The organism is Vibrio sp. JZG120, assembly GCF_053890955.1.
Window position 1 is genome coordinate 40,309 of record NZ_JBSRRK010000016.1, and the last position, 24,605, is coordinate 64,913.

The window sequence follows — 24,605 nt, forward strand, 5'->3', positions numbered from 1 at the left end:
AGATAGCATAACCATTCCCTCGAGTGGGAATGGTTCATCGTGATTTAGAATTAGCTTGAGGGTGTGTTTTCGTTGGTAGTTTTAGAAAACTCGCCGCGTTCTTCTAAGCGACCCTCCAAGTTGGCTTTTTTGATAAGCGTTTCTTGTAAGAGAGCAACAGTTCGCTCTAGTTCTTTTCTCATATTCTGATTTTCAGATTTTAGCTTAGCATTGTTGGCTTCTAATACAGCATTGTTACGCTGGTAACTGAAAGAAGTGTCGGCACTATCCTGTAACTCAGAGACTTTGTTTTCCAACTTTTTTACTTCGACAGTTAAGCGATCATTATCACTTGTGAGATCAGTTAATTGTCGAGGAAGTCCATGTAACTCTGCTAGTTTATCTTGTAGTTCTTCGACTAGCTCACCTGATTGGATTGCTTGTTGTTTCCTTTGCTCAGAAAGGTGTTCTGCTATCTTCACTCTATTTTCGATTACAGTCGCAATGTCTTGTTCAACTGATTGCCATAGCGCAGTAATGTCAGGCGCAGTAAACCATTCAGGAACCTCTCGCAACTTATGATCGAGGTTAGATTGTTGAGACTCTAACACATTACAAGCGATCTGTGCTTTTAAGTATCTACCGCCGACGGCTGTTTGTAATTGTGCGGGGTTTTGGAAGGGCTTTCCTTCCGCTATTGCTTGACTGTACTTTTCATAGAACAGTTCAAAAGGTTTCCCTTTTTCAGGGTTTTGCCCGATGTTAATTAGATCATGCTCGAACTTTAGCTTTGCTTTTGAAAGTAAGTCAGTTGCGTTAGTTTGTAAGTTAGTATCAATATTCATTTACTTACATACCCCTAGTACGATTGGTTATTTGCTTGTTCATCGAGCCATGACTCAATAGTTTCACGCTTCCATCCGACCACTCTTGGACTGATTGTACAAGCCGCAGGGAGACGACCTTCTTTCCTCCATCGCCAGAGAGTAACTTTGCTGATATTTAGGTATGTAGCTAACTCATTTATTCTTATAAATTTTTTATCATTCATCTTATTAAGCTCTTATTTTTGTTATTGCTTGATGTAATCATACGAAAGAGTCTGTACTCTTCGTAGAGAAAGAAAAAGACACAATAGGGTTTACATGGTGGATGAGTTAGCTGCGGCTACGTTACGCAAGCAGTTGTTGAAGAATTTAGAATCATTAGAAGAGCAAGCTAAGATTGAAGGGAGACGACTAACTCAAAAAAAGAACGTAAACGGTATCTCTATATTAATTGCATTTGATGTTGAGCTTGACCAAGGGGTAGCCGCAATTTTTGCTCAAAACATACCATTTTTGACTTCTTTCGAGGGAAAAACACCCGCTACAGTAAAAGAATTTGTTCGGTTTGTTGGTGGGCTTAGTAATACGATTGAAAAGCTGATGGACTTTAGGATATTAGGGACTGGTGATAAGTCCTTGTTGCAACATCAGGAATCAGCAGTAATAGACTATGTAGATGCCATTGAGCAAGTACTTGTTAAAGCCAAAGGATTGACTCCCCAAAAGCCATCGTCTGACAAATCCAAGAAAGATTATACTAAACAAGCTTTACCATTCTGTGCATTATGCTTTAAGCGAGTGAACCAGTCTCCTTTCTATTGTAAAGATCATCACTCTTCTCGAAACGCAACTAAGTACAAAAAAACCACGAGAAGATTGCTTTCTGCTGTTTATCGCCATACTGATGATTATGAGGTGCAAAGCAAGCTAGAAGATCATAAAAGAGGCAAAGAACGCCTGGATGCAAGAACTCTTTATTGTTGGCTTAACTTATTCTCAGTAGAGCCGAGATTGGTGATGTCTGAGCTACTCAAACTGGATCGAGACAATGCAGGCTGGCAAAGCTATGCGGAAGCTATACTGACATTTGCACGGGAGCATTACCCCCATGCTTACAAGCAGGTTCGTGCTACTGGCGACTCTGCCTCTTGTTACGATAAATGGATTGTTGATGTTGCTAGATTGCTTGGAGGGGAAATAGAGGCAAACTTATGGAAAATAAAAGATGCGTATATATGGCTAGATAACTCTAACAACATACAAAAATCTTTGACACTCTTAAATTGTTTACGCAGATATGAAGCGTTTACGATCGTTAATAATTTCCCCGTTCTAAGCGGAGCGAAACAAGGCACCAATACTAACACAGCTAAGCGTGAGCAGTTGAAACAGCTATTAATAGAAAGAGATAACGATCCTTCCATCACGATGAATGAGATTGCGAAAAGACTCGGTGTGTCACGAACTGCTGTATACAAATTGAAGAATAAAATTATTTAGTATTTTAAAGGGTCACCATAAAAATTTGATGTTTAATAATTACAAGTTTGAATATATTCATGCTGGCAAGCAGCATGATTTTTCGTGAAATAACGTCTTTATTAAATATCTTCAATCTTCTTATTTAAATAATAATTATTTTTATATTGTTATTTTTTATTTATTTAACTATTAATCCTTAGGCCTAAATAAAACTACATTCCCTCAAAAAAATATGTTATAACTATTATGACTGTTATAACTATTATAACGGTTATAGCTTTAATATAAGGAGTAAGCCCGAATAATTAAAAATAAATGCGCAAAACTTGCTCTTGTTGATTTTTTTTCGTTGCCGCAGAGCGCAATTGCTGTGTCGAAAACGGCAGTTTTAGTGCTTCGTGTGGCATTTTCTATTGCTTCGCACGTAGAGTAAGCTTTCGTGCATTGGGGTTTGCACGTAAAGCGGTTTTTCGTGCATCAAAAAAATCCACTTTGAGCTTCAATGCTTTTTTCGGGATCGCTGTAGCTGTTTTATGCTTTCAGAAAGCCTTCATCCTGACGATCGATTTGTATTGTTTCTGGGGATATAAAGTTTAAATTCAGGACTAAAATTTTCAGAATAGTGTTCTAGATAACAGCGATAATTCTTTAATCTAGCACTTAACTTATTAAAGTCCTTGAATGACTATTGCCCGCCAATTCAATTGATACCACGGGAGCAGTTAGCTAGGCTACAGAGCTTGGCTCTGTAGCTTTTCTATTAATAGTGAACATTGTTCTACTTCGTTAGTAGGTTAATTCCAGTCTAGATTTCAACTTGGGATGGCAGTTTTTAGATGTATAGCTTCCTAGACGTAAAAAACATCAGTCAGAAGCTAACTATTGCTATTAATTTTCCTTGGTTTTATACGGTTCTATTAATGTTTTTTTAAAACAGAATCTATTTCAATCATAGAGTCAAATAGACTATCTATTAAGCTATTTGTATCTATATCATACTCTTCTCTTAAATTAATTTTAGGTTTAATAGCAAGTTGGACATCTTGTTTAACGTCGTTAAATGATTTGTTTGTATCTTTGCTTAATAGTCGAGTTAGAATAGCACTTAAATTTAACATAAACTCGTTACACGATTTCAATACATTTTCAGCATCTCCTCGTGTTTCATATGTATAGAACATCAATAGTTTATATTCAGATTCGACAAAGTATGTTAAAAAGTAGCTGCAGATTTCTTCAAATTCTTTCTCATCGTCTTGGTATAAAACCTGGTGGTCATTAAGACCTATTCCAGCACGAATCCCTTTTTGAGATGAGTAAAATTTGTTGTTTTGAATATCTTCAATACTATATAGGCATTTTGGTAGCTCTTCGTTTGGGCCTATCATTTGATCCTCAAATTCATAATCAATAAAGCGTTTCCAAATAGACAGGTTATCTTTGAGGAGTATTTTCTTAGTAATTTCTACTATTTCACTATCCTTTGAGACTAAAGTTTTATAATCTCTCAGTTCGTCTCTAGTCATTCCAAATATCGACTTTTTTTCTTCAATTTTATTCATTAAATTTTTTAGGTTAGTGATAGGTTGGTTTGATACATGCCTAATTGATTTATTCTTGATTCTTATCGATTTCAATACATTATTGATATCATTGATAATCTTGTCTCCATTTCTCATTGAGCATAATAAAGGCATAAGAATATATTTCTGAGATTCAACTACATCATTAATAATAGATATTTCTTTACTCAATTGTTCACAACAAGATTCAAATTCGGTAATGAAAGTTGGCGTATTCTCTAAATATTGAATAAATGCTGATCTAGTGGAAATATCTGATATTTCTGAGTTAAAGTCTATTAGATAGTTTAACTCTCCTTCTGGTAATGAATGGTAAGCTTCTTGAATTGAGACAAGGTGTGGATAGGATATGGTGATTGTATTTTGAATGATATCTACACAATTAGATTGAACCTTTTCATCTAAACTCTTAATCTCTAGTTTGTTATTTCTTTTGTGAGTAGTATAAAGCCAAGATAGTGCAGTAGCGACAATGGTTATACTAGTTGCTATATCGAAACCAAACTGAATTTGTTGTGATAAGTTGAGCATTTTTTCCTCATTAAAATTAATTTTATTTAATGTTATTTTTTTAAGTTTCAATACATTATAAAGTATTGGTTGTAAAATGATAGTCAATGACACTACGTTATATTTGGTAATTCGATGGCGTTCAACTAATAAGAATTCTGCTATTTATTACTGAATGAAAAGTATACTCCATTGTAAACTACGATATTTAAGTAAATGAAGTAGGTGGTCGATCCATGATATGGGTGACTCTAAAAAAATATCAAGGCTTACTAAAATAAAGTTTTTTCAAACTAGACTAAATTCTATTCAAGAATCATCCTACTTGAAGATACTGGCTTTAGTACCCGAGAATTATCTTTAATTCTGGATATATTGAAAAGTTGATAACAACAGTCTTGAGAGCTTTTCTTGAGGGAAAATAAACGTTCGTTCCTCAGATGCGAATAAGCATTAATTAGTTTTACAACTAATATATACAACGGAGAAGATGTAAATCATAGATTAAGTATTGCTAACTAGAGTACCACTGGTCATACTTATCGTTATGTTCGCTGATGTATTCTGTATTTTTATGATGCTGAAGGGTAATCAAGGCATTACGTGACCTGTAACGTGACCGTTTTTAGTTAAGAAAAGAAAAGGCTAGTAGTTACTGACTAGCTAGCCCTTTTGATAAATGGCGCCCCCAGTAGGATTCGAACCTACGACCTGTCCCTTAGGAGGGGACTGCGCTATCCAGCTGTGCCATGGGGGCGTAATACCAATAGTTGCAGTTCATTGAACCGTTTTACTGAATGCAAACCTAGCAACTTTGTTTAGGTCTTTATCAATATCACTTTGAACGACTCACTACGGTCATTGGTATAATCAAATAAGATGCGCTGCCTATGATATTCAAAAGTGAGCATATCTCAAGACTTAATGTTTGCTTTTATAGGATCTTGTTCATTACGTCGCCAATTTGAACACTAGACGCTAAATTTGGCTGATCAATCGTCAGCTCGGCTTCGTGTTCGTATATACGAGATACCGTCAATGTAATTTCACTTTGCGATACTTTATTTCTTGGTAATCCGTTTTGGTCGATAAATGATGCGGTGTGCCAAAGTTGCAATTTGTCTCCCTCTTTTACGCCATGCATACGGCCGAGATCCATCGTTACCGTATTGCCGAAGACTGCGACGACCTCTGGCAGCGTAATTTTGCAAGACAGCTCTGACTCTAGATCCAGCATTATATTGCGACTAACGCGTAGCATCATCTCGCCATAGGTCGACGCCCAAAAGCGCGCACTGCGAGTATCTACTTGGCTCGTTTTGGCAAAGGGCCAACGCGCCACTTCACGGTAGGCTTTGTTGAAGACTTCATGGCCAGTTTTACCATCAAATACTTTCATCTCTAACGCAAACTGACGATTGATGATGTCATCTTGCAGTAGTTGAGATTCGACCGTCGCAGTGAGATCGGTAATGACTCCCCCAATGATGTATTGTGCGCCGTTGTCTTGCGCGATCATTTGAGTACGAGCGGGATAGTTACTGCTAATTGAATAGTCCGTTGTACCCACAGATACAAAGCTGCGAGAGGTTTGATCCAGCTGGCGATTCACCACGCGGCTAAAATCGTCACCCACTTGGTAAATCTGTCCCATCACCGCTTGTTGTGGTGAGGCAACCTCAATATTGCCGACAAGGAGCGTCTTTTTGTATTGATCGGTGTGGCAACCCGTTGCCGATGGATAAATATCGACGCGAATTTTTACCTCGACTTTACCTCTACGTTTACGTTCAGACTCGACCAAAATGTAACGGACTTCATGGTTGGTAAACTGGTACTCGTTACGGCTTTCTTCTAATAGCGGCATCAAATTGCTAATACTGCCAATATCTGCGCCCGAAAAATTGACGGCTTTGAACAGCGCGTCTTCCAACGCATGGAGCCTTGCCGTCTCTTCTGAAGAAACGATAGTGGCAACGCCTGTTACTTCATACCAAGATGCCATTACTTTAAAAGGCACAAGCATCACTAAAGTGATTGAAAACAGACTGTTTAATATTTTTTTCATTGATTACAACCGTTCGGGTATAAATATTGCTTTAACAATTTCAGTGAAGTTTGGTGGATTTTTCTTCGTTAGGCAAACAAAGAAAAGCAAAGACTGTTCCAATATTCACTTTCTTAGAAAGGAATTAATCAAGAACGGTATCACCTAAGATTATCTGGAGAATCAAACCATGAAAAAGTGGCTTGTCGCCGCATCGATGATGACGCTTCTGACATCGTGCGCGTACTCACCGATTTACAATGGTAAAGAACCGTACTCGGGAAGCCAGTTCATGCTTATGGATAGTCCACGTCATACGATGGACTTTTTCATTGAAAGCATGACCGAAGACCTGATGGTTTCTAATGTGGCGGTATCTGCGCGGACACCGATTGCGATTACCTCGTTTGTTGATCTACAAAATATGGATGCAACAAACTGGTTAGGTAACTCGGTCTCGGAAGGTTTTATCCATCAGTTCCAGCGCCGAGGGTTTAAAGTGGTTGATTTCAAAACTACGGGCTCTATCCAAGTGACGCAGCAGGGCGATTTTGCTTTAAGCCGTGATTGGCAAGATCTGGCGCAAGAGCAACAAATTCAGTATGTACTGACCGGCACGATGCTTCGCCAAGAGGGCGGGGTGCTGGTCAATGCACGTGTGGTCGGTATGCAGAGCCGTGTGGTTGTAGCAACGGCGCAGGGTTTCCTTCCGGCTGACCGTATTGGTCGTGACTTAGATACGTTAAACAGTATCCGTACGCAAGATGGCGTGTTGATTCGCTCAGACCCAACCATTCGTCAGCCGTACACTGTGATTCTGCGTCCATAGGATAGAAGCATGAAGAAGTTATTATTTATTATTGCCACACTGGTATTGGTGGGGTGTCAGCCACTACAACAGATGCGTCAAGATGAAATCTTAGTGGCAGTGGGTTATGCGAGTGTCAGTGAGCAAACAGGCCGCACAGTAGAAGAAAAGCGCGTACGAGCAATGCGCGCATCAAAAATTGATGCATACCGTGAACTGGCAGAACAAGTGTATGGCATGCGCGTTAGTGGACGTGCAGAACTGCAAGACCAGCGTTTAGGTATTGAGAGCACTACAGGTGCGGTTGATGGTGTGATTCGCGGTGCAGAAGTTGTGCGTAGTTATCTTGTTGAGGACAGTTACGTGACAGAGCTGCGTCTTGATATTCGTAAAATGGATAAGCTACGTGATTACGGAGAAGTTCAACAGGTGCCTGAGAAGCGTCAACAAACCTTGTTCTAATGCACTAAGCGCATTACTTCAGAAGACCAGATAATCTTTCCAGCGGCTGATTGGCAACAATGAGTCGCTTTTTTATATCTACATTCTAGAGATGGTGTGGGGTAGGAGTGACGTTTAGGCTTTTATATTGGTGCCAAGTGTCGAAATTGTGTGGGTTTTGCCACCAGCATTGTAGGTCATGCCCACTTTGCCATGAGTTCGCTGAAGCATGTTATTGAGTTTATTGAAACTCAGCTGTGCGCGACTAAGCGATTCACCATTTACTTTGTTGACTTGTTGACAGTCGAGGACGATCGATTGGATTTGAGCAACAACCTGACTTAGGTGCTCATCTTCAGTAAGTTGATTGACGTGCGGGTGAGAGGCGATTCGCTGATCAGTTGTTCTAAGCTGATCAATGAGTGTCATCTTCTGTTTGGCAATACTCTCAATCTCGGTAGAGACACGCGCAGTTATCGCTTGTGTTTCTTGACGCAAAACAGCAGAAAGTGCCTTAGCATTTTCTAGTTGGAAATTGACGAGATCGACTAATGCTGCCATAAAATACTTACCTTCGGCCTAAGTCAGTTAGCTTTTGCCTTGCAATTCGTTTTCAAACTTAATCATGTTGTCGGCCAATTTTTCAGGATCGACTTTGTATGAACCGTTTGTGATTGCTTCTTTGATTGCCGCCACTTTGGCGCTGTCATAGGCCGGAGAAGCTGCCATATCTTTTTGGAGTTTGCTAACGGCTTTGCTTTGCTGGCTGAGTGATACAGCGTCTTGTTGTGCGGGTGCTTTTTTCGATTCAGTCGTGCTGGTAGCATTGGAATCGTTACGCGCAGGTGCACGACTTGTCGTCGTCATCATTTGCCCTGAACGTATATTATCTATACCTGCCATGTTTAACCTTTGCCTTGTATCGTAATACTGGTATCCAGACTATCGACCAGTGCAAAAATAACTTTAGTCATTTTTTGCATTTTTATTGATCAGTTTAAACACGCTACCAGTGGGTATTAAAAATTAACAGTGATTTCCGCAATGCCAGTCACTATGCCTTCTATTATACGCTGTGACTTATCATTTTTCACTCTTACTTGATCGCCAGCAGCACCATCTTGCAATGCTGTGCCTTGTGTGGTGATTGTCATGCCAGAATTCACCGCTTTAATTGTGACCTTTTCATTCCGGCAAACGACACAGACATCATTACGCTCAACAACATCACCTAAGCGAACGTTGCGTTTTAGCTTTGCGCCAACCACTTGATCGTAGTTAGAAAAGCCATCTTTGCGAAAGCGCTGCAGCTCGATCATAGAAGTGGTGACATCCGATGCGCTGACGATTTCTCCTCTCCCTAGCGTTCGTGTTGCGACGATCATTGGCACCGATACTGAGATCCTCACAGGGACATAGACTTTCCAGTCATCCGGTGGGCATTCCACTAGAACATTGATGTTGCTTCGAGTACTGCTGGTGGAAGAAGCTGACGTATCTAGGGGCACTGGGCAATCCGTTGCTTTTATTCTCGAGTCGATATCTGCCGCATTAACAGATAGCTCGCCACCATCAGGCTGATCAACTGTAGCAAGAATATGTTGTTCTGCTGCCGTTTTTATTTGCTCGATCTGATTATCTGAAGCTGAATGAACAAAAAAGCTAAACATACTGAGCAAAATGCCGATAGACTTAGCGTACTTTGTAATTAGCGCTCTACATATTGTCATAGTCAATGGTGTCGAAGTGAAAGTGAAATACGCCATACTGTCTCCCTGGTATCGTGCTTGCCAGTGGTAGAGTATCATTTAAAAACAAAAAGTTTGAGATGGAGATGAGCATATGACGGGGATTCTTGACTCGGTGAATCAGCGTACGCAACTCGTCGGTCAGAACCGATTGGAATTATTGACCTTTCGACTGATGGGCCGACAGCGCTACGGCATTAACGTATTCAAAGTGAAAGAAGTACTGCAGTGCCCTAAGCTGACTTCAATGCCAAATCTACACCCGCTGGTAAAAGGTATCGCTCATATCCGCGGCCATACCGTGTCCGTTATTGATTTGAGCCTGGCAATTGGTGGCCGCCCAACCACTGATCTGGATAAATGTTTTGTTGTTATCGCAGAATTTAACCGTACGATCCAAGCATTTTTGGTATCATCGGTTGAGCGTATTATCAATATGCATTGGGAAGCGATTTTGCCGCCGCCAGACGGTGCGGGTAAAGCGCACTACTTGACCGCAGTGACGAACATCGACAACGAGCTGGTTGAAATCCTTGACGTTGAAAAAATCCTGGCGGAGATTGCGCCGGTTGATGAAACGATGGATTCCGCTATCGGTGAAGAAATCGCGCAAGCAGAACAAGAAAAGCCTATTGTACGCCGTATATTGATTGCCGATGACTCGACTGTCGCGCGTAAACAGGTAGAGCGTGCGATTACATCAATCGGTTTCGAGGTCGTATCTGTCAAAGATGGCAAAGAAGCGTACAATAAGTTGATTGAAATGGCTCAAGAAGGCAATATCTACGATCAAATTTCGTTGGTTATTTCCGATATTGAAATGCCAGAAATGGACGGCTATACCTTAACGGCTGAAATTCGCAGACATGCCGATTTGAAAGACCTTTATGTTATCCTCCATTCTTCATTAAGTGGTGTATTCAACCAGGCTATGGTTGAGCGTGTAGGTGCCAATACCTTCATTGCGAAATTTAACCCAGATGAATTGGGTAACGCGGTTAAATCTGCATTAACACAATAAAAGAGACATTAATGACTGCTATTACAATCAGTGATCAAGAGTATCGTGACTTTAGCCGTTTTCTAGAATCGCAATGTGGCATCGTGTTAGGTGATAGCAAGCAATACCTTGTGCGTAGCCGACTGAGTCCTTTAGTGACGAAGTTTAAGCTCGCATCGTTATCAGATTTGCTACGTGATGTTGTTACAGGGCGCAATCGTGAATTACGAGTGGCCGCTGTGGACGCGATGACGACTAATGAAACCTTGTGGTTTCGAGATACTTATCCGTTCACAGTTTTAGCTGACAAATTATTGCCAGAAGTAGCGGCAAGCAAGCGCCCAATCAAGATCTGGTCTGCAGCCAGTTCATCGGGCCAAGAGCCGTATTCTATTGCAATGACGATTCTGGAAACGCAACAGCGTAAGCCGGGTTTGTTACCAAACGTGTCTATTACAGCAACAGACATTTCAGCAAGTATGCTCGAGATGTGTCGTGCAGGTGTGTATGACAATTTGGCTCTAGGGCGCGGACTTTCACCAGAACGTCGCCGCACCTTCTTTGAGGATGCGGACGGTGGCCGTATGAAAGTCAAAGACAACGTCAAACGTTTGGTGAACTTTCGTCCACAAAACTTGATGGACAGTTATGCACTGATGGGTAAGTTCGACATTATTTTTTGTCGCAACGTGCTGATTTACTTCTCACCGGAAATGAAATCAAAAGTGCTTAACCAAATGGCGAGCAGCTTAAACCCAGGTGGTTATCTGCTGTTAGGGGCATCAGAGTCGCTAACTGGTCTGACTGATAAATTTGAAATGGTGCGCTGTAACCCGGGTATCATTTACAAGCTTAAATAGCGGTATCTCTTCATTGATAAAAAGCCTGACCTAGTGTCAGGCTTTTTTTGTTTGCTGGTTTCCTGCCTTCGAGTGTTTCCACGTTTTCACTTGCTAAATTGAAGCGCGATTTTGCTTTGTTCCCTCATCACGGTGTATCTTTATTAAGTGAACAAAGTGAAACGACATGACATTCCAGTCACTTTGGCTCACTTATTGCTATTCCAATGGGTGATAGCTATTAAGTAGATAGAGCGCTTTATGTTTTTGGCATGCTAATTGCTTTTTGGTTATCAATCACGGTCAGTTCTTAATTGTAGAGGCAAACATGGCTATATCTTTTGACAATGCACTAGGCATCCACCAGCACACGGTGGGCGTACGTGAGCGCAATGCTGAGGTGATTTCCACCAACATTGCACAAGCCAACACGCCTGGTTACAAAGCAAGAGGTTTAGACTTTGTGAAGGAATTGCAAGCGGCAACATCTGGGGCAAGCATTGGTCTTAGTCGTACGGATGGTCGGCATATTCCTGCCACTACAACGTTGGTCGGGGACAAGCTATATCGTCTTCCTACGCAACCTGATACGGGTGATGGCAACACGGTAGACTTGGATTTAGAGCGTAACTTGTTTATGCAAAACCAAATCAGACACCAAGCATCACTCGACTTTCTAGGCAGCAAATTCAAGAACTTAACCAAAGCAATCAAAGGGGAATAATTTAGATGAGCTTATTTAACGTTTTCAATGTGACAGGTTCCGCAATGAGCGCTGAATCCGTTCGTCTGAACACTACCTCAAGCAACTTGGCGAACGCCGACAGTGTCAGCAGCTCTGCAAAAGACACTTATAAAGCGCGCCATGCTGTGTTTGGAGCTGAGTTAAGTAACGCCATGCGTGGCGGTGATACGGTGCCAGTGAAAGTGATGGGCATTGTAGAAAGCGATAAACCGCTGAGTGCGGAGTACAACCCAGACCATCCCCTTGCAAACGAAGAAGGCTACATCTACAAGCCGAACGTGAATGTAATGGAAGAAATGGCGAACATGATTTCAGCTTCTCGCGCATACCAAACCAATGTGCAAGTAGCGGATTCTAGTAAACAAATGCTGCTGCGTACGCTGCAGATGGGTCAATAAGGATAAGGAGGTAGCGTATGGCCGGAATTAACAACGTTGGTCAAAGCGGCTTGTCCTATATCGACCAGCTTAAAAGTCTACAAGAGAGCAACAAGAAGACGGAAGAGAGCACGGGTAAGCAGGACCTAAAACAGGAAGACTTCTTATCATTGCTCACGAAGCAATTGTCTCAACAGGACCCTTTTAAGCCGGTAAGTAATGACCAGATGATTGCGCAAATGGCTTCATTTGCGACCGTTGATGGCATTGGCAAGATGAACACTCAGTTTGAGAGTTTGAACTCGTCAATGACATCAAACCAAGCGTTACAAGCTTCCTCTTTGGTAGGACGTGACGTATTGGTCCCAGGAGCGGCAGGTGTGAAGCAGGACGACGCGCCAATGGCGGCAATGGTTAAGCTTTCACAATCTATCGATAATCTGTTTGTTCGTGTAGAGGATGAAGCTGGCCAACTGGTTCGTACTTTTGAGGTAGGGGCGAAACCAGCCGGCGACACGCGTGTGCTTTGGGACGGTAAAGATGAAAGCGGAAATCCACTGCCTGCTGGCAAATACAAAGTGAAAGCGTCTGGCTTGGTTGAAGGGGAGTCGCAAGAGTTCCCAGTATCGACATATGCCAACGTAAATAGCGTATTGCTCGGCAAAGGTGACGGAAACGTATTACTCAATCTGGCTGGTTTTGAATCGCCAGTTCGACTTGCAGAAGTATTGGAAGTTGGCAAAGCGTAGTCATAGCTCGCTAGATTAGGAGATTTTGGAATGTCATATGTATCTTTAAGCGGTTTGTCCGCCGCACAACTGGATTTGAACACCACCAGTAACAACATTGCGAACGCCAACACGTACGGCTTTAAAGAGTCCCGTGCTGAGTTTGCTGATGTTTACTCTAACTCTTTATTTACTAACGCAAAAACCACGCCGGGTGGTGGTGCGCAAGCAAGCCAAGTGGCGCAGCAGTTCCATGAAGGCTCAAGCATTTACACCAACAACCCAATGGATTTGCGTGTTTCGGGTACAGGTTTCTTCGCCGTGGCGAAGGAGCGTCTGACTCCACAACAGAATGAACTGACACGTAATGGTGCATTCCATTTAAATAAAGAAAACTACATGGTGACCGCGAACGATGAGTTCTTATTAGGTTACCAAGTTGATCCAAGCTCTGGTGAGGTTTCTTCATACGAGCCACAACCTATCAATATTCCTGCTGAATTTGGTAAGCCAAAGCAAACAGCAAACATTGAAGTGGGCGTGAACTTGCCAGCAAACGGCGATTTGAAAGATCCAACTCAGTTTGATTTTTCAGACCCAGATACATACAACCGTTCAACCTCTTCGACTATTTATGACTCGATGGGTCAGTCTTATAAGCTAACGACGTACTACTTGAAAGATCAGACTCAGCCAAACACGTGGAACACTTACTACACCGTGACAGATAAAGAAGGTGAAAAGCCTTTAAATGTTGCGGCAGGTGATGCACAAACGCCAACAGGCCATGTGGGTCATACCATGAAGTTCAACAACGATGGTACGTTGGCGAGCTTGAACAATGGTCAGCCAATTACGTCTGTGGCATTAGGCGATCCGGCGACGAACACGACACCAGTCGATATGAATGGTGCCGATCCTGCGCAGACGCTTAACTTCGGTTTAGGCTCGGCAACACAGTTTGCTGCTCCGTTCGAACTGACCAAGTTCGATGAAGACGGTGCAACAACGGGCTTCCTAACCAAGGTTGACTTCGATGAAAACGGCAGCGTAATGGGGACTTACTCAAACGGTGAAAACGTCACATTGGGTCGTGTCGCGCTAGTACGTGTTCCAAACGAGCAAGGTCTGGATAAGAAGGGCGGTACGCAATGGGATTCAACTCAGTTCTCTGGTGACAAGATTTGGGGTGAATCTAACAAAGGCTCTTTCGGCACCATCAACAACGGTATGCTGGAACAGTCAAACATTGATATGACGCAGGAGCTGGTGGACCTGATTTCTGCTCAGCGTAACTTCCAAGCAAACTCACGTTCGCTAGAAGTGCACAACCAGCTACAACAAAATATCCTGCAGATCCGATAATCTGCATCATCAAGTTAGGCGAGCTTTCGCCGCTTGGCTTGATAACATCATGACATTCATCTGATGCTTAGCCTGAAAATACCTCAGTTCAGGTTAAGCATGCTTTGATCTCTGATTTGCCGCCGTTGCCGCCATGTGGATCAAAACCTTGCCCCTTGTTGCAGTTTTCTGCCACTGAAGCCCCTCTTAATCTTTTGTTTCTTATTTAAATATTTGATAAATAAGCTAATTTTATATTGGCATAACTCTTGCTTTTACTCCGTGTACAGAGAAGTTTTTGGAGTAATTTATGGATCGCGCACTGTTTCTCGCAATGAGTGGGGCCAAGCAAAATATGCAGGCACTACAATTGCGTGCTAATAACTTGGCTAACGTAAGCACGACAGGGTTTCGTGCGGATTTAGCACAGGCTCGCTCAATGCAGGCTTATGGTGAAGGCCATCCTTCACGTGTGTTCAGCATGACAGAGCGTCCAGGGCATAACTTTGCTCAAGGTAGCGTGATTACAACAGGGCGTGATCTGGATGTGACGATTGAAGGCAGCGGCTGGATTTCAGTACTCGATCACACGGGTAAAGAAGGGTTGACCCGTAACGGTAACCTAAAAGTCGATCAAAATGGCATGCTTACTAACGCAAGTGGCCATTTAGTGCTAGGTGAAAATGATGCGCCGATTACTTTGCCTATTCCTCTCTCCAAAATTGAAATCGGTCGAGATGGCACCATCTCTGTGCTTCCTCAAGGTGCCCCGGCAGAAGAATTCCAAGCGGTTGATCGCATCAAGCTTGTTAAGCCTAATGATCAAAGCTTGTTTAAAGACACCAATGGCTTATTTCGCCATAAAACTCCAAACCAACCTTACGAAGCAGACGCGACTGTTAGTCTCCAGACGGGAGCGATAGAAGGCAGTAACGTGAATGCCGTAGGTGAAATGACCGCATTGATTGACTTACAACGTCAGTTTGAAATGCAAGTCAAGATGATGAGCACAGCTGAAGAAATGGATAAATCTTCAGATTCACTGCTTCGTATGAGTTAACAGAGTTAGAGGTTCACTATGCATCCAGCACTATGGGTAAGTAAAACAGGTCTAGACGCCCAGCAAACCAACATTGCCACGATTTCGAACAACTTGGCGAACGCCTCTACTGTGGGCTACAAAAAGAGCCGTGCGGTATTCGAAGATTTGTTCTATCAGAACATCAACCAGCCTGGCGGCCAATCATCTCAGAACACTGAGCTTCCGAGTGGCTTGATGCTAGGTGCGGGTTCTAAAGTGGTTGCGACGCAAAAAGTGCACACGCATGGTAATGCGCAGACAACGACCAACGCACTGGACATGATGGTTGAAGGCGACGGCTTCTTCCAAGTGACGTTGCCGGATGGCAACATCGGTTACACCCGTAACGGTCAGTTCACGCTAAATGGTGAAGGCACGTTAGTCACGTCGGGTTCTGGCTACCCTGTAGAACCTGAAATTGTGATTCCAGAAGATGCGATTTCTATCACTGTCGGTACGGATGGTGAAGTATCGGTTCGCGTCCGTGGTCAGCAAGATAACCAAGTCGTTGGCCAGCTGACCATTACAGACTTTGTTAACCCAGGTGGCCTAGAGCCAATTGGCCAGAACCTTTACTTACCAACGGGTGCCAGTGGCGATCCACAAGAAGGTGTTCCTGGTTTGGACGGTTTGGGTGAAATCCGTCAATCCATGCTGGAAGCGTCTAACGTGAATGTAACGGAAGAGTTGGTCAACATGATCGAAGCCCAGCGCGTTTACGAAATGAACTCAAAAGTGATCTCGTCAGTCGATAAGATGATGAGCTTCGTTAACCAGCAGTTATAACGGTTAAGAGCAAGAATTGAGGAGCTCACGATGAAACGTATTTGTCTACTTGCTTTGATTGCCACGATGTCGGGTTGTGCCATGTTAGAGCCGATTGAAACGGATGAAGTGACACAAGCAACGACGGTGGTTGACGCGGTAGAAGGCGATAAATCGAAAGAAGAGAGCAGCGGTATCGTGGATACACTGCGTGGCAGAAGCGATCCGGTTGCGGGTGATCCTGCATGGGCTCCTATTCATCCGAAAAAGAAACCTGAGCATTATGCTGCTGCAACAGGTTCACTGTTTAGCGCCGAGCACATTACCGATCTTTACGACGATTCCAAGCCACGTGGTATTGGCGACATTATTACCGTGACATTGGATGAGACTACCAGCGCCACGAAAAGCGCCAATGCCGATTTATCGAAAACCAATGAAGCGCAAATGGACCCGCTTCAAGTGGGTGGCGAAGAGCTGCAAATTGGTGGCAAATACAATTTCTCTTATGACTTAAATAACTCAAACTCATTTGCGGGTGACTCTTCTGCTAAGCAGAGTAACAGCATCAGTGGTTACATTACTGTTGAGGTGATTGAAGTTTTAGCAAATGGCAACCTCGTTATCCGTGGAGAAAAATGGATGACGCTTAATACGGGTGATGAGTACATACGTTTAAGCGGCACTATTCGTCCGGATGACATTAGTTTCGATAATACTATTGCATCAAACCGCGTTTCTAACGCAAGAATTCAGTACTCTGGCACCGGTGTACAACAAGATATGCAAGAGCCGGGCTTCTTGGCACGATTCTTTAATGTAGCGCTATAACACGCCGTGCTGACGGCAATTTGACTGCAAGAGATAAGTAAGCATGAAAAAACTCCTTTTAATACTGATGAGCGTTGCTCTGTTTGCTACCGCTGCCCAAGCTGCACGTATCAAAGACGTCGCGCAAGTGGCAGGTGTACGAAGCAACCAACTCGTGGGTTATGGTTTGGTTTCAGGCTTACCTGGCACAGGCGAAGCGAACCCGTTTACGGAGCAAAGTTTCGCCGCCATGCTGCAAAACTTCGGCATTCAGATGCCGCCGGGCACAAAGCCGAAAATAAAAAACGTTGCCGCAGTCATGGTAACGGCAGAGTTGCCGCCATTCTCTAAACCAGGTCAGCAAGTAGACGTGACAGTCTCTTCTATCGGTAGTGCCAAAAGTTTGCGTGGTGGTACGCTACTACAAACGTTCCTCAAAGGTCTCGACGGTCAAGTTTACGCGGTTGCTCAAGGTAACTTAGTGGTGAGCGGCTTCAGTGCTGAAGGCGCTGACGGTTCTAAAATCGTAGGTAACAATCCAACCGTTGGTCTTATCTCTAGTGGTGCGACAGTAGAGCGCGAAATTCCAAACCCATTTGGTCGTGGTGATTACATCACGTTCAACTTGCTTGAGTCAGATTTCACAACGGCTCAACGTATGGCGGATGCGGTAAACAACTTCCTTGGCCCACAAATGGCGAGTGCAGTAGACGCGACGTCGGTGCGTGTACGTGCCCCTCGTGATGTCAGCCAGCGTGTGGCGTTCTTATCGGCAATTGAAAACCTAGAGTTCGACCCTGCAGATGGCGCAGCCAAAATCATCGTTAACTCTCGTACGGGTACCATCGTAGTTGGTAAACATGTTCGCCTTAAACCTGCTGCGGTAACTCATGGCGGAATGACGGTCGCAATCAAAGAAAATCTGAATGTTAGCCAACCTAACGGCTTTTCTGGTGGGCAAACCGTTGTCGTGCCAGACTCGGATATCGAAGTTAGCGAAGAGCAGGGCAAGATGTTTAAGTTCGAACCAGGCTTAACGTTGGATGATTTGGTCCGTGCAGTGAATCAAGTCGGCGCAGCGCCGTCGGATTTGATGGCTATCTTGCAAGCATTGAAACAAGCTGGTGCCATTGAAGGCCAGTTGATCATCATTTAATGGTTAGGAGGTAGGTATAATGAACAATCCTAACGACATTGGTTTTATTCATGACATCAGTTCGCTGGATACCCTGCGTCAAAAAGCAGTGAAGGAAGGTAAAGATGGCGAGCAAGAAGCACTGCGTGCAGCGGCTCGTCAGTTCGAATCTATTTTCACCTCCATGATGTTGAAATCCATGCGAGAAGCCAATGAGGGCTTTGAGTCCAACATGATGAACAGCCAGAACGAGAAGTTCTATCGACAAATGCTGGATGAGCAGATGGCGAGCGAGCTCAGTTCGTCTGGTTCAATGGGCTTGGCCGATATGATTGTTAAGCAATTAACGGCTGGGCAAGGTAACGACAAGAGTGAAACGGCAATGCGTGATGCGGCAAATAATGCCGTGGAATATCGTCGTGTTGACCCGAAAAAAGCGCGTGAGATTGAACAGCGCTTGATTGAATCTGGTCAGCTATCTCGACCAAGCAATGAACCAACTCGATTCGATTCGCCAGAATCTTTTGTTAACTCGATGAAGCCATACGCGGAGAAAGCCGCGAAAGCCCTAGGTGTCGAGCCATCTCTGCTACTTGCGCAAGCGGCTTTGGAAACCGGGTGGGGACAAAAGGTCGTGAAGAACGCGCGTGGCAGCAGCAACAACTTATTTAACATCAAAGCAGATCGAAGCTGGCAGGGTGACAAAGTGACGACTCAAACGCTAGAGTTCCACGATAATACGCCAGTGAAAGAGACGGCAGCGTTTCGCGCCTACTCAAATTACGAAGACAGCTTTAATGATTTTGTGCGCTTTTTAAATGACAACCCACGTTACGAGACAGCATTGCAACAGCGAGGGAATTCAGAGTCCTTCATTCGCGGCATTCACAGCGCGGGTTACGCGACCGATCCGAATTACGCAGACAAAGTCCTGCAGGTGAAGCAGAAAATCGAAAGTATGTAATTTACTCTTCGCTAGTTCATGTTGTTTTAGAAGGCTTGCCACAGTGCAAGCCTTTACTTTTTCTGAACATTCACACCTCTCTTTTATTTGGCACACCTTTTGCTTTGATGTGTCTAGGTGATCGGTTTTGCCGATTTTATTTCGTTTTTGGGGGCATGTATGGCGTCAGACCTTCTGAATGTAGGTACTCAAAGTGTGCTTACTGCTCAGAGACAATTAAACACCACTGGTCATAACATTTCTAATGTTAATACAGAGGGTTATAGCCGCCAGTCTGTTATCCAAGGTACGAATGATCCGCGCATGTTTGGTGGCTCTACCTACGGCATGGGTGTGCATGTGGAAAATGTTCGCCGCTCGTGGGATCAGTTTGCCGTGAATGAACTGAACTTGTCGTCAACCAACAATGCCAACAAAACGGATACCCAAGACAATCTTGATATGCTCTCTAGCATGTTGAGCTCAGTTGCATCGAAGAAAATTCCAGAGAACTTGAACGAGTGGTTCGATGCGGTCAAAACCATGGCAGATACTCCGAACGATTTGGGGGCACGGAAAGTGGTACTGGAAAAGGCGAAAATCTTCTCTGATACATTAAATGACTTCCATGAAACCGTACGATTGCAATCTGATGTGACCAATAAAAAATTGGATATGGGCATTGAACGCGTGAACCAACTTGCGTTGGAAATCCGCGATGTGCATCGGTTAATGATGCGCACACCCGGTCCACACAATGATTTGATGGACCAGCATGAAAAGCTGGTTACTGAGCTATCTGAGTACACCAAAGTAACCGTAACCCCACGCAAAAATGCGGAAGGGTTTAATGTTCACATCGGCAATGGACATACGCTAGTTTCTGGCACGGAAGCAAGCCAGCTCAAAATGATTGACGGCTATCCTGATGTTCACCAAAGACGATTAGCAATGGTGGAAGGGGATGGCATTAAAGCGATCAAGTCTGACGACATGGATGGCAAAATCGGTGCCTTGCTTGAAATGCGCGACAAACACATTCCGCAACTTCAGGATGAAATGGGCCGTTTAGCGACGGGCTTTTCCTACAAAATTAATCAGCTGCAATCTCAAGGTCTGGATCTCAACGGCAAGATAGGTAAAGACGTATTTACCGACGTGAACTCTGAGCTGGTGGCAAAATCTCGAGTTTTTGCTGCGCCTGACTCTCAAGCTGATGTTGCGGTTTACATTGATGATATCTCAGCGATCAAAGGTGGTGAATATTCGCTACGTTATGATGGCGACCAGTATAGCGTGACAACACCGAAAGGTGAGCAAATGTCGTTGAACATTGATCAATCGGATTCTTCGTTTGTTCTGGATGGTATGAAAGTGCAAATTGGTGAAGGTCTTGCCGCTGGTGAGCGCGTATTGTTGCGCCCAACACGAAGTGGCGCAGCCATCATTAAGATGGAAACTAATGATGCAAAAGCCATTGCCGCGCAAAGTTATGAAGCTTCAACCACTTTTGCTCAAGGTAACGCCAAGTTCAAAATTCGTGAGGCGGGGGATGTCAAAGAATTTGAGGTCACCGTACAACCAGCCGACGAGAAACATGATAAGCCATGGTTAAAGATCACGGACAACAAAGGCAATTTGCTATCGGACAAATACTCATACCCGCTAGACAAAGATAACCCGATGATTGAAATCTCAGTGCCGAAAAGTCATCCGCTGTATAAAAATGGCGATGCGACTGTATTTGAGCTGAGCGAAGGTGCGCTGATGAATGACAAGTTCACCGCGAACTTGGTGCCTTCGGAAGGTGGTAATGGCAACTTGAGAAAAATGCAGAAGATCCAAACAGACAAGATGATGGATGGAAAATCCAGTACCTTGATTGATGTTTATCACAACCTCAATACCGAAGTCGGATTGAAATCTTCTACAGCAAACCGATTAGCCTCCGTCGCTCGCTTAGAGCATGAGGCGGCACAAGAGCGCGTTGCTTCTATCTCTGGCGTTAACCTCGATGAAGAAGCGGCCAACATGATGAAGTTTCAACAAGCGTACATGGCTTCATCACGTGTGATGCAAGCGGCGAATGACACCTTCAATACCATTTTACAACTGAGGTAAGGAGAAGAGATAAGTGCTAACCCGAATTTCTAGTTTCCATAACTATCAGTCCGTACAAAATGACTTGCGTCGTCAAGAGAATAAGGTTCACCATAACCAAGAGCAACTTGCTTCAGGGAAAAAGTTACTGAAACCTAGCGACGATCCCCTTGCGTCGCATTACATTCAAAATATTAGTCAGCAACAAGAGCAGCTACAACAATACCTTAGCTCAATAGTGTTGGTGCGTAATCGTCTAGAAAACCACGAAGTTAATATCGCCAATGCAGAGAATTTTGCCGACGAGTCGAAGCGCTTAACGATGGAGATGATTAACGGTGCGTTTTCTGCGGAAGACCGACAAGCAAAGAAGCGTGAGCTAGAAGAGATTGCGAACAACTTCCTTAACTTAGTGAACTCGCAAGATGAATCTGGTAACTACGTGTTTGCTGGCACTAAGCCAAAAAGCCAACCATTCTATCGCGATAAAGACGGTAGTGTTCAGTACGCTGGAGACGATTACCAGCGCAAAATGAAAGTCTCCAGCATGCTTGAGATGCCAATGAACGATCCTGGCAGCAAGCTGTTTATGGAGATACCAAACCCATTTGGCGATTATCAGCCGAATTACGATCTACAAAACGGTTCTGAGTTGCTATTAAACAGAGCCACTAACGTTGATACGAAGGATGATGCGGCGTATCGCGTGACATTTGTCGATATGAACAACGGCAAATTTGGTTACCAACTAGAGCGTAACGGTAAAGTCGTGGATGCCGATGAGTTTTCTCCAGAAAAAGGCATTGAGTACAAAGGCCTGAAAGTGCACGTAAAAGGTCAAATTACGCCTGGCGATAGCATCGAGATCGAAAAGCGGGCAGAGTTCAGCATTTTCGATACCTTCAAGGATGCAATGGCGTGGTCAGATAAATCGGTGTCGGATACGTCGGCGACCGCCAAATTGCACCAAATGACAGAAGAATTTCACGCTGCTTTTATCCATTTGAATAAAGCGCGTACTGATGCTGGCGCTCGATTGAGCACGCTCGATATCCAAGAGCAAAACCACGAAGACTTTAATTTGTCTCTGGCGAAAGCGAAGAGCAACTTTGAGGATTTGGATTACTCTAAAGCCGTTATCGAGTTCAGTGAAAACTCGCGAGCGTTACAGGCATCGCAACAAGCATTCGGTAAGACCAAAGATCTAACTCTGTTTAACTATATTTAGTCTGACTTAAGACACACTGTCTGATTTTTGATGCCTTATGTGCAAAGCCTTAAGTGCGATAAATCGACGTAAATTAAGAGTCATGCTATGCGGCACGATTTTACCCAAAGCGGCAATGACGCGAGAGGCAAGTCGGGCGGCAACAAAGTAGCGGTCAATATCTATGAAGCAAGATGAGCCTCATTATCCGGAAATGGTTTAGTGATAACGCTAACTTATTGTTTATGTGCTTCTTTTAAAAGCGGTGAAATAAATTTTATAAGTTGGCACACAAATTGTATTGAAAATATCAGAACAGATTTAGAGATTCTAAACCCTGCGTTTAAGGCAGATTTAGCAAGTAATTTTTACGGTCAGTGCTTATCCAAATGAGAGTAAAGCTGGCCGCTTCGCAAAAGCTTGCGAACTCAAAAGGAGAGCAAAATGGCTGTAACAGTTAGTACTAACGTCTCCGCGATGACCGCGCAGCGTTACCTAAACAAAGCGACTGACGAATTAAATACGTCGATGGAGCGCTTATCTTCAGGACATAAGATTAACAGTGCAAAAGATGATGCGGCAGGTCTACAGATCTCTAACCGCTTAACTGCACAGTCTCGTGGTCTAGATGTCGCAATGCGTAACGCGAACGATGGTATCTCGATTGCACAAACCGCTGAAGGTGCGATGAATGAGGCAACATCTGTCATGCAACGTATGCGTGATCTTGCTATTCAATCATCGAACGGTACTAACTCTCCGGCTGAGCGTCAGGCGATCAACGAAGAGTCAATGGCATTGATTGACGAGCTAAACCGTATCGCAGAAACCACGTCATTCGGTGGCCGTCGTCTATTGAACGGCTCATTCGGTGAAGCGGCATTCCAGATTGGTGCGAGCTCAGGTGAAGCAATGATTATGGGGCTAACCAGCATTCGTGCGGACGATACTCGCATGGGCGGTGTGACCTTCTTATCGGAAAACGGTAAAGATAAAGATTGGGGCGTTGACCCAGCTAAATCGGATCTAAAAATCACTTTGCCAGGTATGGGTGAAGACGAAGACGGCAATGTCGATGATCTAGAAATCAACATTAATGCAAAAGCAGGTGACGACATCGAAGAGCTTGCAACGTACATTAATGGTCAGTCTGATATGATCAACGCGTCTGTAAGTGAAGATGGCAAGTTACAAGTTTTTGTTGCACATCCAAACGTTCAGGGTGAAATTTCAATTTCGGGTGGATTGGCGTCTGAGCTTGGTTTGAGCGATGAACCTCTTAGAACATCAGTACAAGATATTGATATGACAACCGTACAAGGTTCTCAAAACGCTATCTCTGTGCTGGATTCGGCACTGAAATACGTGGATTCACAACGTGCGGATCTGGGTGCGAAGCAAAACCGTCTGAGTCACAGCATCAACAACTTGGCAAACATCCAAGAAAACGTTGACGCGTCGAACAGCCGAATTAAAGACACGGACTTTGCGAAAGAAACCACGCAAATGACCAAAGCACAAATTTTGCAACAAGCAGGTACATCGATTCTTGCTCAAGCGAAACAGTTGCCAAACTCTGCAATGTCACTATTGCAGTAGTTTACTTAGCCTGTACTCAATACATTCAGACGTGGATGGGAATGCAGGCTTTTGGCAAGCAACTTTATAATAGAATGAGCGGCTCTCTCATCTCTCACCTGCCAATCATTTTCAATGTAAAGTTGCACTCGGTATGCCGGAAATGTGTTCATTTCTCTTGATCTCCACATAGGCTCTGGCGACCAACCTAGCCCCAGTTCTCTCAAAGGAAAAGGGGCTTTTTCTTTTCTAATTCCCACGTCTATCGTCTGCGAACTTACCTTCAATTGTTTCCTTTTGCTGGTTTTCTATACAATTTGGCCCACTCGGCTCGATTTGTGGAAACTTGAGCACTTTTTCTTACTTTTCTTCAATTTTTTTAGCCAAATCTCGCAATGTTATTTTTTTAAATTTTTTTCTAAAGCTTCTGAATTTGGTGTCGTTAATAGGGGTAACTTTGAGAGAACTACTTGGTTTTCCGAGACGTCGGAAACCGCTATACCGGAAAATCAATTGGAGAAATCACCA

24 protein-coding genes and 1 tRNA gene are annotated in these 24,605 nt (G+C 43.7%); 17 read left to right on the forward strand and 8 right to left on the reverse strand.

Translation table 11 applies throughout. The annotated features are described in order from the left end of the window. Nucleotides 1-50: 50 nt before the first annotated feature. On the reverse strand, nt 51-824 hold the full coding sequence (locus ACWPOD_RS21355; protein ID WP_456232200.1) for a DNA repair protein: 774 nt from the start codon (nt 822-824) through the stop codon (nt 51-53). A gap of 14 nt (nt 825-838) precedes the next feature. Then, on the reverse strand, nt 839-1,030 hold the full coding sequence (locus tag ACWPOD_RS21360) for a helix-turn-helix transcriptional regulator (protein WP_417878077.1): 192 nt from the start codon (nt 1,028-1,030) through the stop codon (nt 839-841). A 94-nt stretch (nt 1,031-1,124) separates the two neighbouring features. Here ACWPOD_RS21360 and ACWPOD_RS21365 point away from each other — a divergent pair, with 94 nt between their 5' ends. Beyond that, nucleotides 1,125-2,306: an HTH domain-containing protein gene (locus tag ACWPOD_RS21365; RefSeq protein WP_456232201.1), complete on the forward strand. Its 1,182-nt coding sequence runs from the start codon at nt 1,125-1,127 to the stop codon at nt 2,304-2,306. Between the two features lie 899 nt (nt 2,307-3,205). Here ACWPOD_RS21365 and ACWPOD_RS21370 read toward each other — a convergent pair. The 3 genes from ACWPOD_RS21370 to ACWPOD_RS21380 all read right to left on the reverse strand — a co-directional run bounded on the left by ACWPOD_RS21370 (nt 3,206) and on the right by ACWPOD_RS21380 (nt 6,449). Then, nucleotides 3,206-4,489: a hypothetical protein gene (locus ACWPOD_RS21370; RefSeq protein ID WP_456232202.1), complete on the reverse strand. Its 1,284-nt coding sequence runs from the start codon at nt 4,487-4,489 to the stop codon at nt 3,206-3,208. A 572-nt stretch (nt 4,490-5,061) separates the two neighbouring features. Further along, a tRNA-Arg gene (locus ACWPOD_RS21375) sits at nt 5,062-5,138 on the reverse strand. A gap of 177 nt (nt 5,139-5,315) precedes the next feature. Beyond that, nucleotides 5,316-6,449 carry a flagellar assembly protein FlgT gene (locus ACWPOD_RS21380; RefSeq protein WP_167426815.1) on the reverse strand — a complete coding sequence of 378 codons (1,134 nt, stop codon included), beginning with the start codon at nt 6,447-6,449 and terminating at the stop codon, nt 5,316-5,318. A 169-nt stretch (nt 6,450-6,618) separates the two neighbouring features. Here ACWPOD_RS21380 and ACWPOD_RS21385 point away from each other — a divergent pair, with 169 nt between their 5' ends. Together ACWPOD_RS21385 and flgP are read left to right on the forward strand one after the other, a co-directional pair. Further along, on the forward strand, nt 6,619-7,257 hold the full coding sequence (locus ACWPOD_RS21385; RefSeq protein ID WP_005382013.1) for a FlgO family outer membrane protein: 639 nt from the start codon (nt 6,619-6,621) through the stop codon (nt 7,255-7,257). A 9-nt stretch (nt 7,258-7,266) separates the two neighbouring features. Beyond that, nucleotides 7,267-7,698, forward strand: a complete 432-nt coding sequence (gene flgP / locus ACWPOD_RS21390) for a flagellar assembly lipoprotein FlgP (protein WP_047009552.1) — start codon at nt 7,267-7,269, stop codon at nt 7,696-7,698. 114 nt (nt 7,699-7,812) lie between these two features. On the opposite strand, the gene ACWPOD_RS21395 is transcribed toward flgP, so the two are convergent. The 3 genes from ACWPOD_RS21395 to flgA form a co-directional block, all read right to left on the reverse strand. Beyond that, nucleotides 7,813-8,238 (reverse strand): flagella synthesis protein FlgN, encoded by a 426-nt coding sequence (locus ACWPOD_RS21395; RefSeq protein ID WP_046874280.1) that lies wholly within the window; start codon nt 8,236-8,238, stop codon nt 7,813-7,815. A 27-nt stretch (nt 8,239-8,265) separates the two neighbouring features. Continuing rightward, entirely contained in the window at nt 8,266-8,580 is a 315-nt protein-coding gene (gene flgM, locus ACWPOD_RS21400; RefSeq protein ID WP_005382018.1) for a flagellar biosynthesis anti-sigma factor FlgM, read from the reverse strand. 116 nt (nt 8,581-8,696) lie between these two features. After that, complete coding sequence (flgA, locus tag ACWPOD_RS21405) at nt 8,697-9,443, reverse strand: flagellar basal body P-ring formation chaperone FlgA (protein ID WP_005393139.1); 747 nt, start codon at nt 9,441-9,443, stop codon at nt 8,697-8,699. Nucleotides 9,444-9,519: 76 nt separating this feature from the next. On the opposite strand from flgA, the gene ACWPOD_RS21410 reads away from it, so the two are divergent. The 14 genes from ACWPOD_RS21410 to ACWPOD_RS21475 all read left to right on the forward strand — a co-directional run bounded on the left by ACWPOD_RS21410 (nt 9,520) and on the right by ACWPOD_RS21475 (nt 24,098). Then, entirely contained in the window at nt 9,520-10,446 is a 927-nt protein-coding gene (locus ACWPOD_RS21410) for a chemotaxis protein CheV (protein ID WP_005382022.1), read from the forward strand. 11 nt (nt 10,447-10,457) lie between these two features. Continuing rightward, nucleotides 10,458-11,285, forward strand: coding sequence for a protein-glutamate O-methyltransferase (locus ACWPOD_RS21415; protein ID WP_005393137.1), 828 nt, complete (start codon nt 10,458-10,460; stop codon nt 11,283-11,285). A gap of 307 nt (nt 11,286-11,592) precedes the next feature. Further along, nucleotides 11,593-11,988: a flagellar basal body rod protein FlgB gene (flgB, locus tag ACWPOD_RS21420; protein WP_456232203.1), complete on the forward strand. Its 396-nt coding sequence runs from the start codon at nt 11,593-11,595 to the stop codon at nt 11,986-11,988. A gap of 5 nt (nt 11,989-11,993) precedes the next feature. Continuing rightward, nucleotides 11,994-12,407, forward strand: a complete 414-nt coding sequence (gene flgC, locus ACWPOD_RS21425) for a flagellar basal body rod protein FlgC (RefSeq protein WP_005393132.1) — start codon at nt 11,994-11,996, stop codon at nt 12,405-12,407. A 17-nt stretch (nt 12,408-12,424) separates the two neighbouring features. Beyond that, complete coding sequence (gene flgD / locus ACWPOD_RS21430) at nt 12,425-13,135, forward strand: flagellar hook assembly protein FlgD (RefSeq protein ID WP_005393125.1); 711 nt, start codon at nt 12,425-12,427, stop codon at nt 13,133-13,135. A 30-nt stretch (nt 13,136-13,165) separates the two neighbouring features. Next, entirely contained in the window at nt 13,166-14,479 is a 1,314-nt protein-coding gene (gene flgE / locus ACWPOD_RS21435; protein ID WP_005393123.1) for a flagellar hook protein FlgE, read from the forward strand. Nucleotides 14,480-14,768: 289 nt separating this feature from the next. Further along, nucleotides 14,769-15,518, forward strand: coding sequence for a flagellar basal-body rod protein FlgF (gene flgF / locus ACWPOD_RS21440; protein WP_005382031.1), 750 nt, complete (start codon nt 14,769-14,771; stop codon nt 15,516-15,518). An 18-nt stretch (nt 15,519-15,536) separates the two neighbouring features. Continuing rightward, nucleotides 15,537-16,325 carry a flagellar basal-body rod protein FlgG gene (gene flgG / locus ACWPOD_RS21445; protein WP_005382032.1) on the forward strand — a complete coding sequence of 263 codons (789 nt, stop codon included), beginning with the start codon at nt 15,537-15,539 and terminating at the stop codon, nt 16,323-16,325. Nucleotides 16,326-16,355: 30 nt separating this feature from the next. Continuing rightward, nucleotides 16,356-17,135: a flagellar basal body L-ring protein FlgH gene (gene flgH / locus ACWPOD_RS21450; RefSeq protein ID WP_006743029.1), complete on the forward strand. Its 780-nt coding sequence runs from the start codon at nt 16,356-16,358 to the stop codon at nt 17,133-17,135. A gap of 43 nt (nt 17,136-17,178) precedes the next feature. After that, nucleotides 17,179-18,270, forward strand: coding sequence for a flagellar basal body P-ring protein FlgI (locus ACWPOD_RS21455; protein WP_145532375.1), 1,092 nt, complete (start codon nt 17,179-17,181; stop codon nt 18,268-18,270). A 16-nt stretch (nt 18,271-18,286) separates the two neighbouring features. After that, nucleotides 18,287-19,213: a flagellar assembly peptidoglycan hydrolase FlgJ gene (flgJ, locus tag ACWPOD_RS21460; protein ID WP_046874278.1), complete on the forward strand. Its 927-nt coding sequence runs from the start codon at nt 18,287-18,289 to the stop codon at nt 19,211-19,213. A 159-nt stretch (nt 19,214-19,372) separates the two neighbouring features. Further along, entirely contained in the window at nt 19,373-21,313 is a 1,941-nt protein-coding gene (gene flgK, locus ACWPOD_RS21465; RefSeq protein ID WP_012842055.1) for a flagellar hook-associated protein FlgK, read from the forward strand. 13 nt (nt 21,314-21,326) lie between these two features. After that, nucleotides 21,327-22,520, forward strand: coding sequence for a flagellar hook-associated protein FlgL (gene flgL, locus ACWPOD_RS21470; protein WP_005393113.1), 1,194 nt, complete (start codon nt 21,327-21,329; stop codon nt 22,518-22,520). 423 nt (nt 22,521-22,943) lie between these two features. Then, nucleotides 22,944-24,098, forward strand: a complete 1,155-nt coding sequence (locus tag ACWPOD_RS21475) for a flagellin (protein WP_006743025.1) — start codon at nt 22,944-22,946, stop codon at nt 24,096-24,098. Nucleotides 24,099-24,605: the final 507 nt, after the last annotated feature.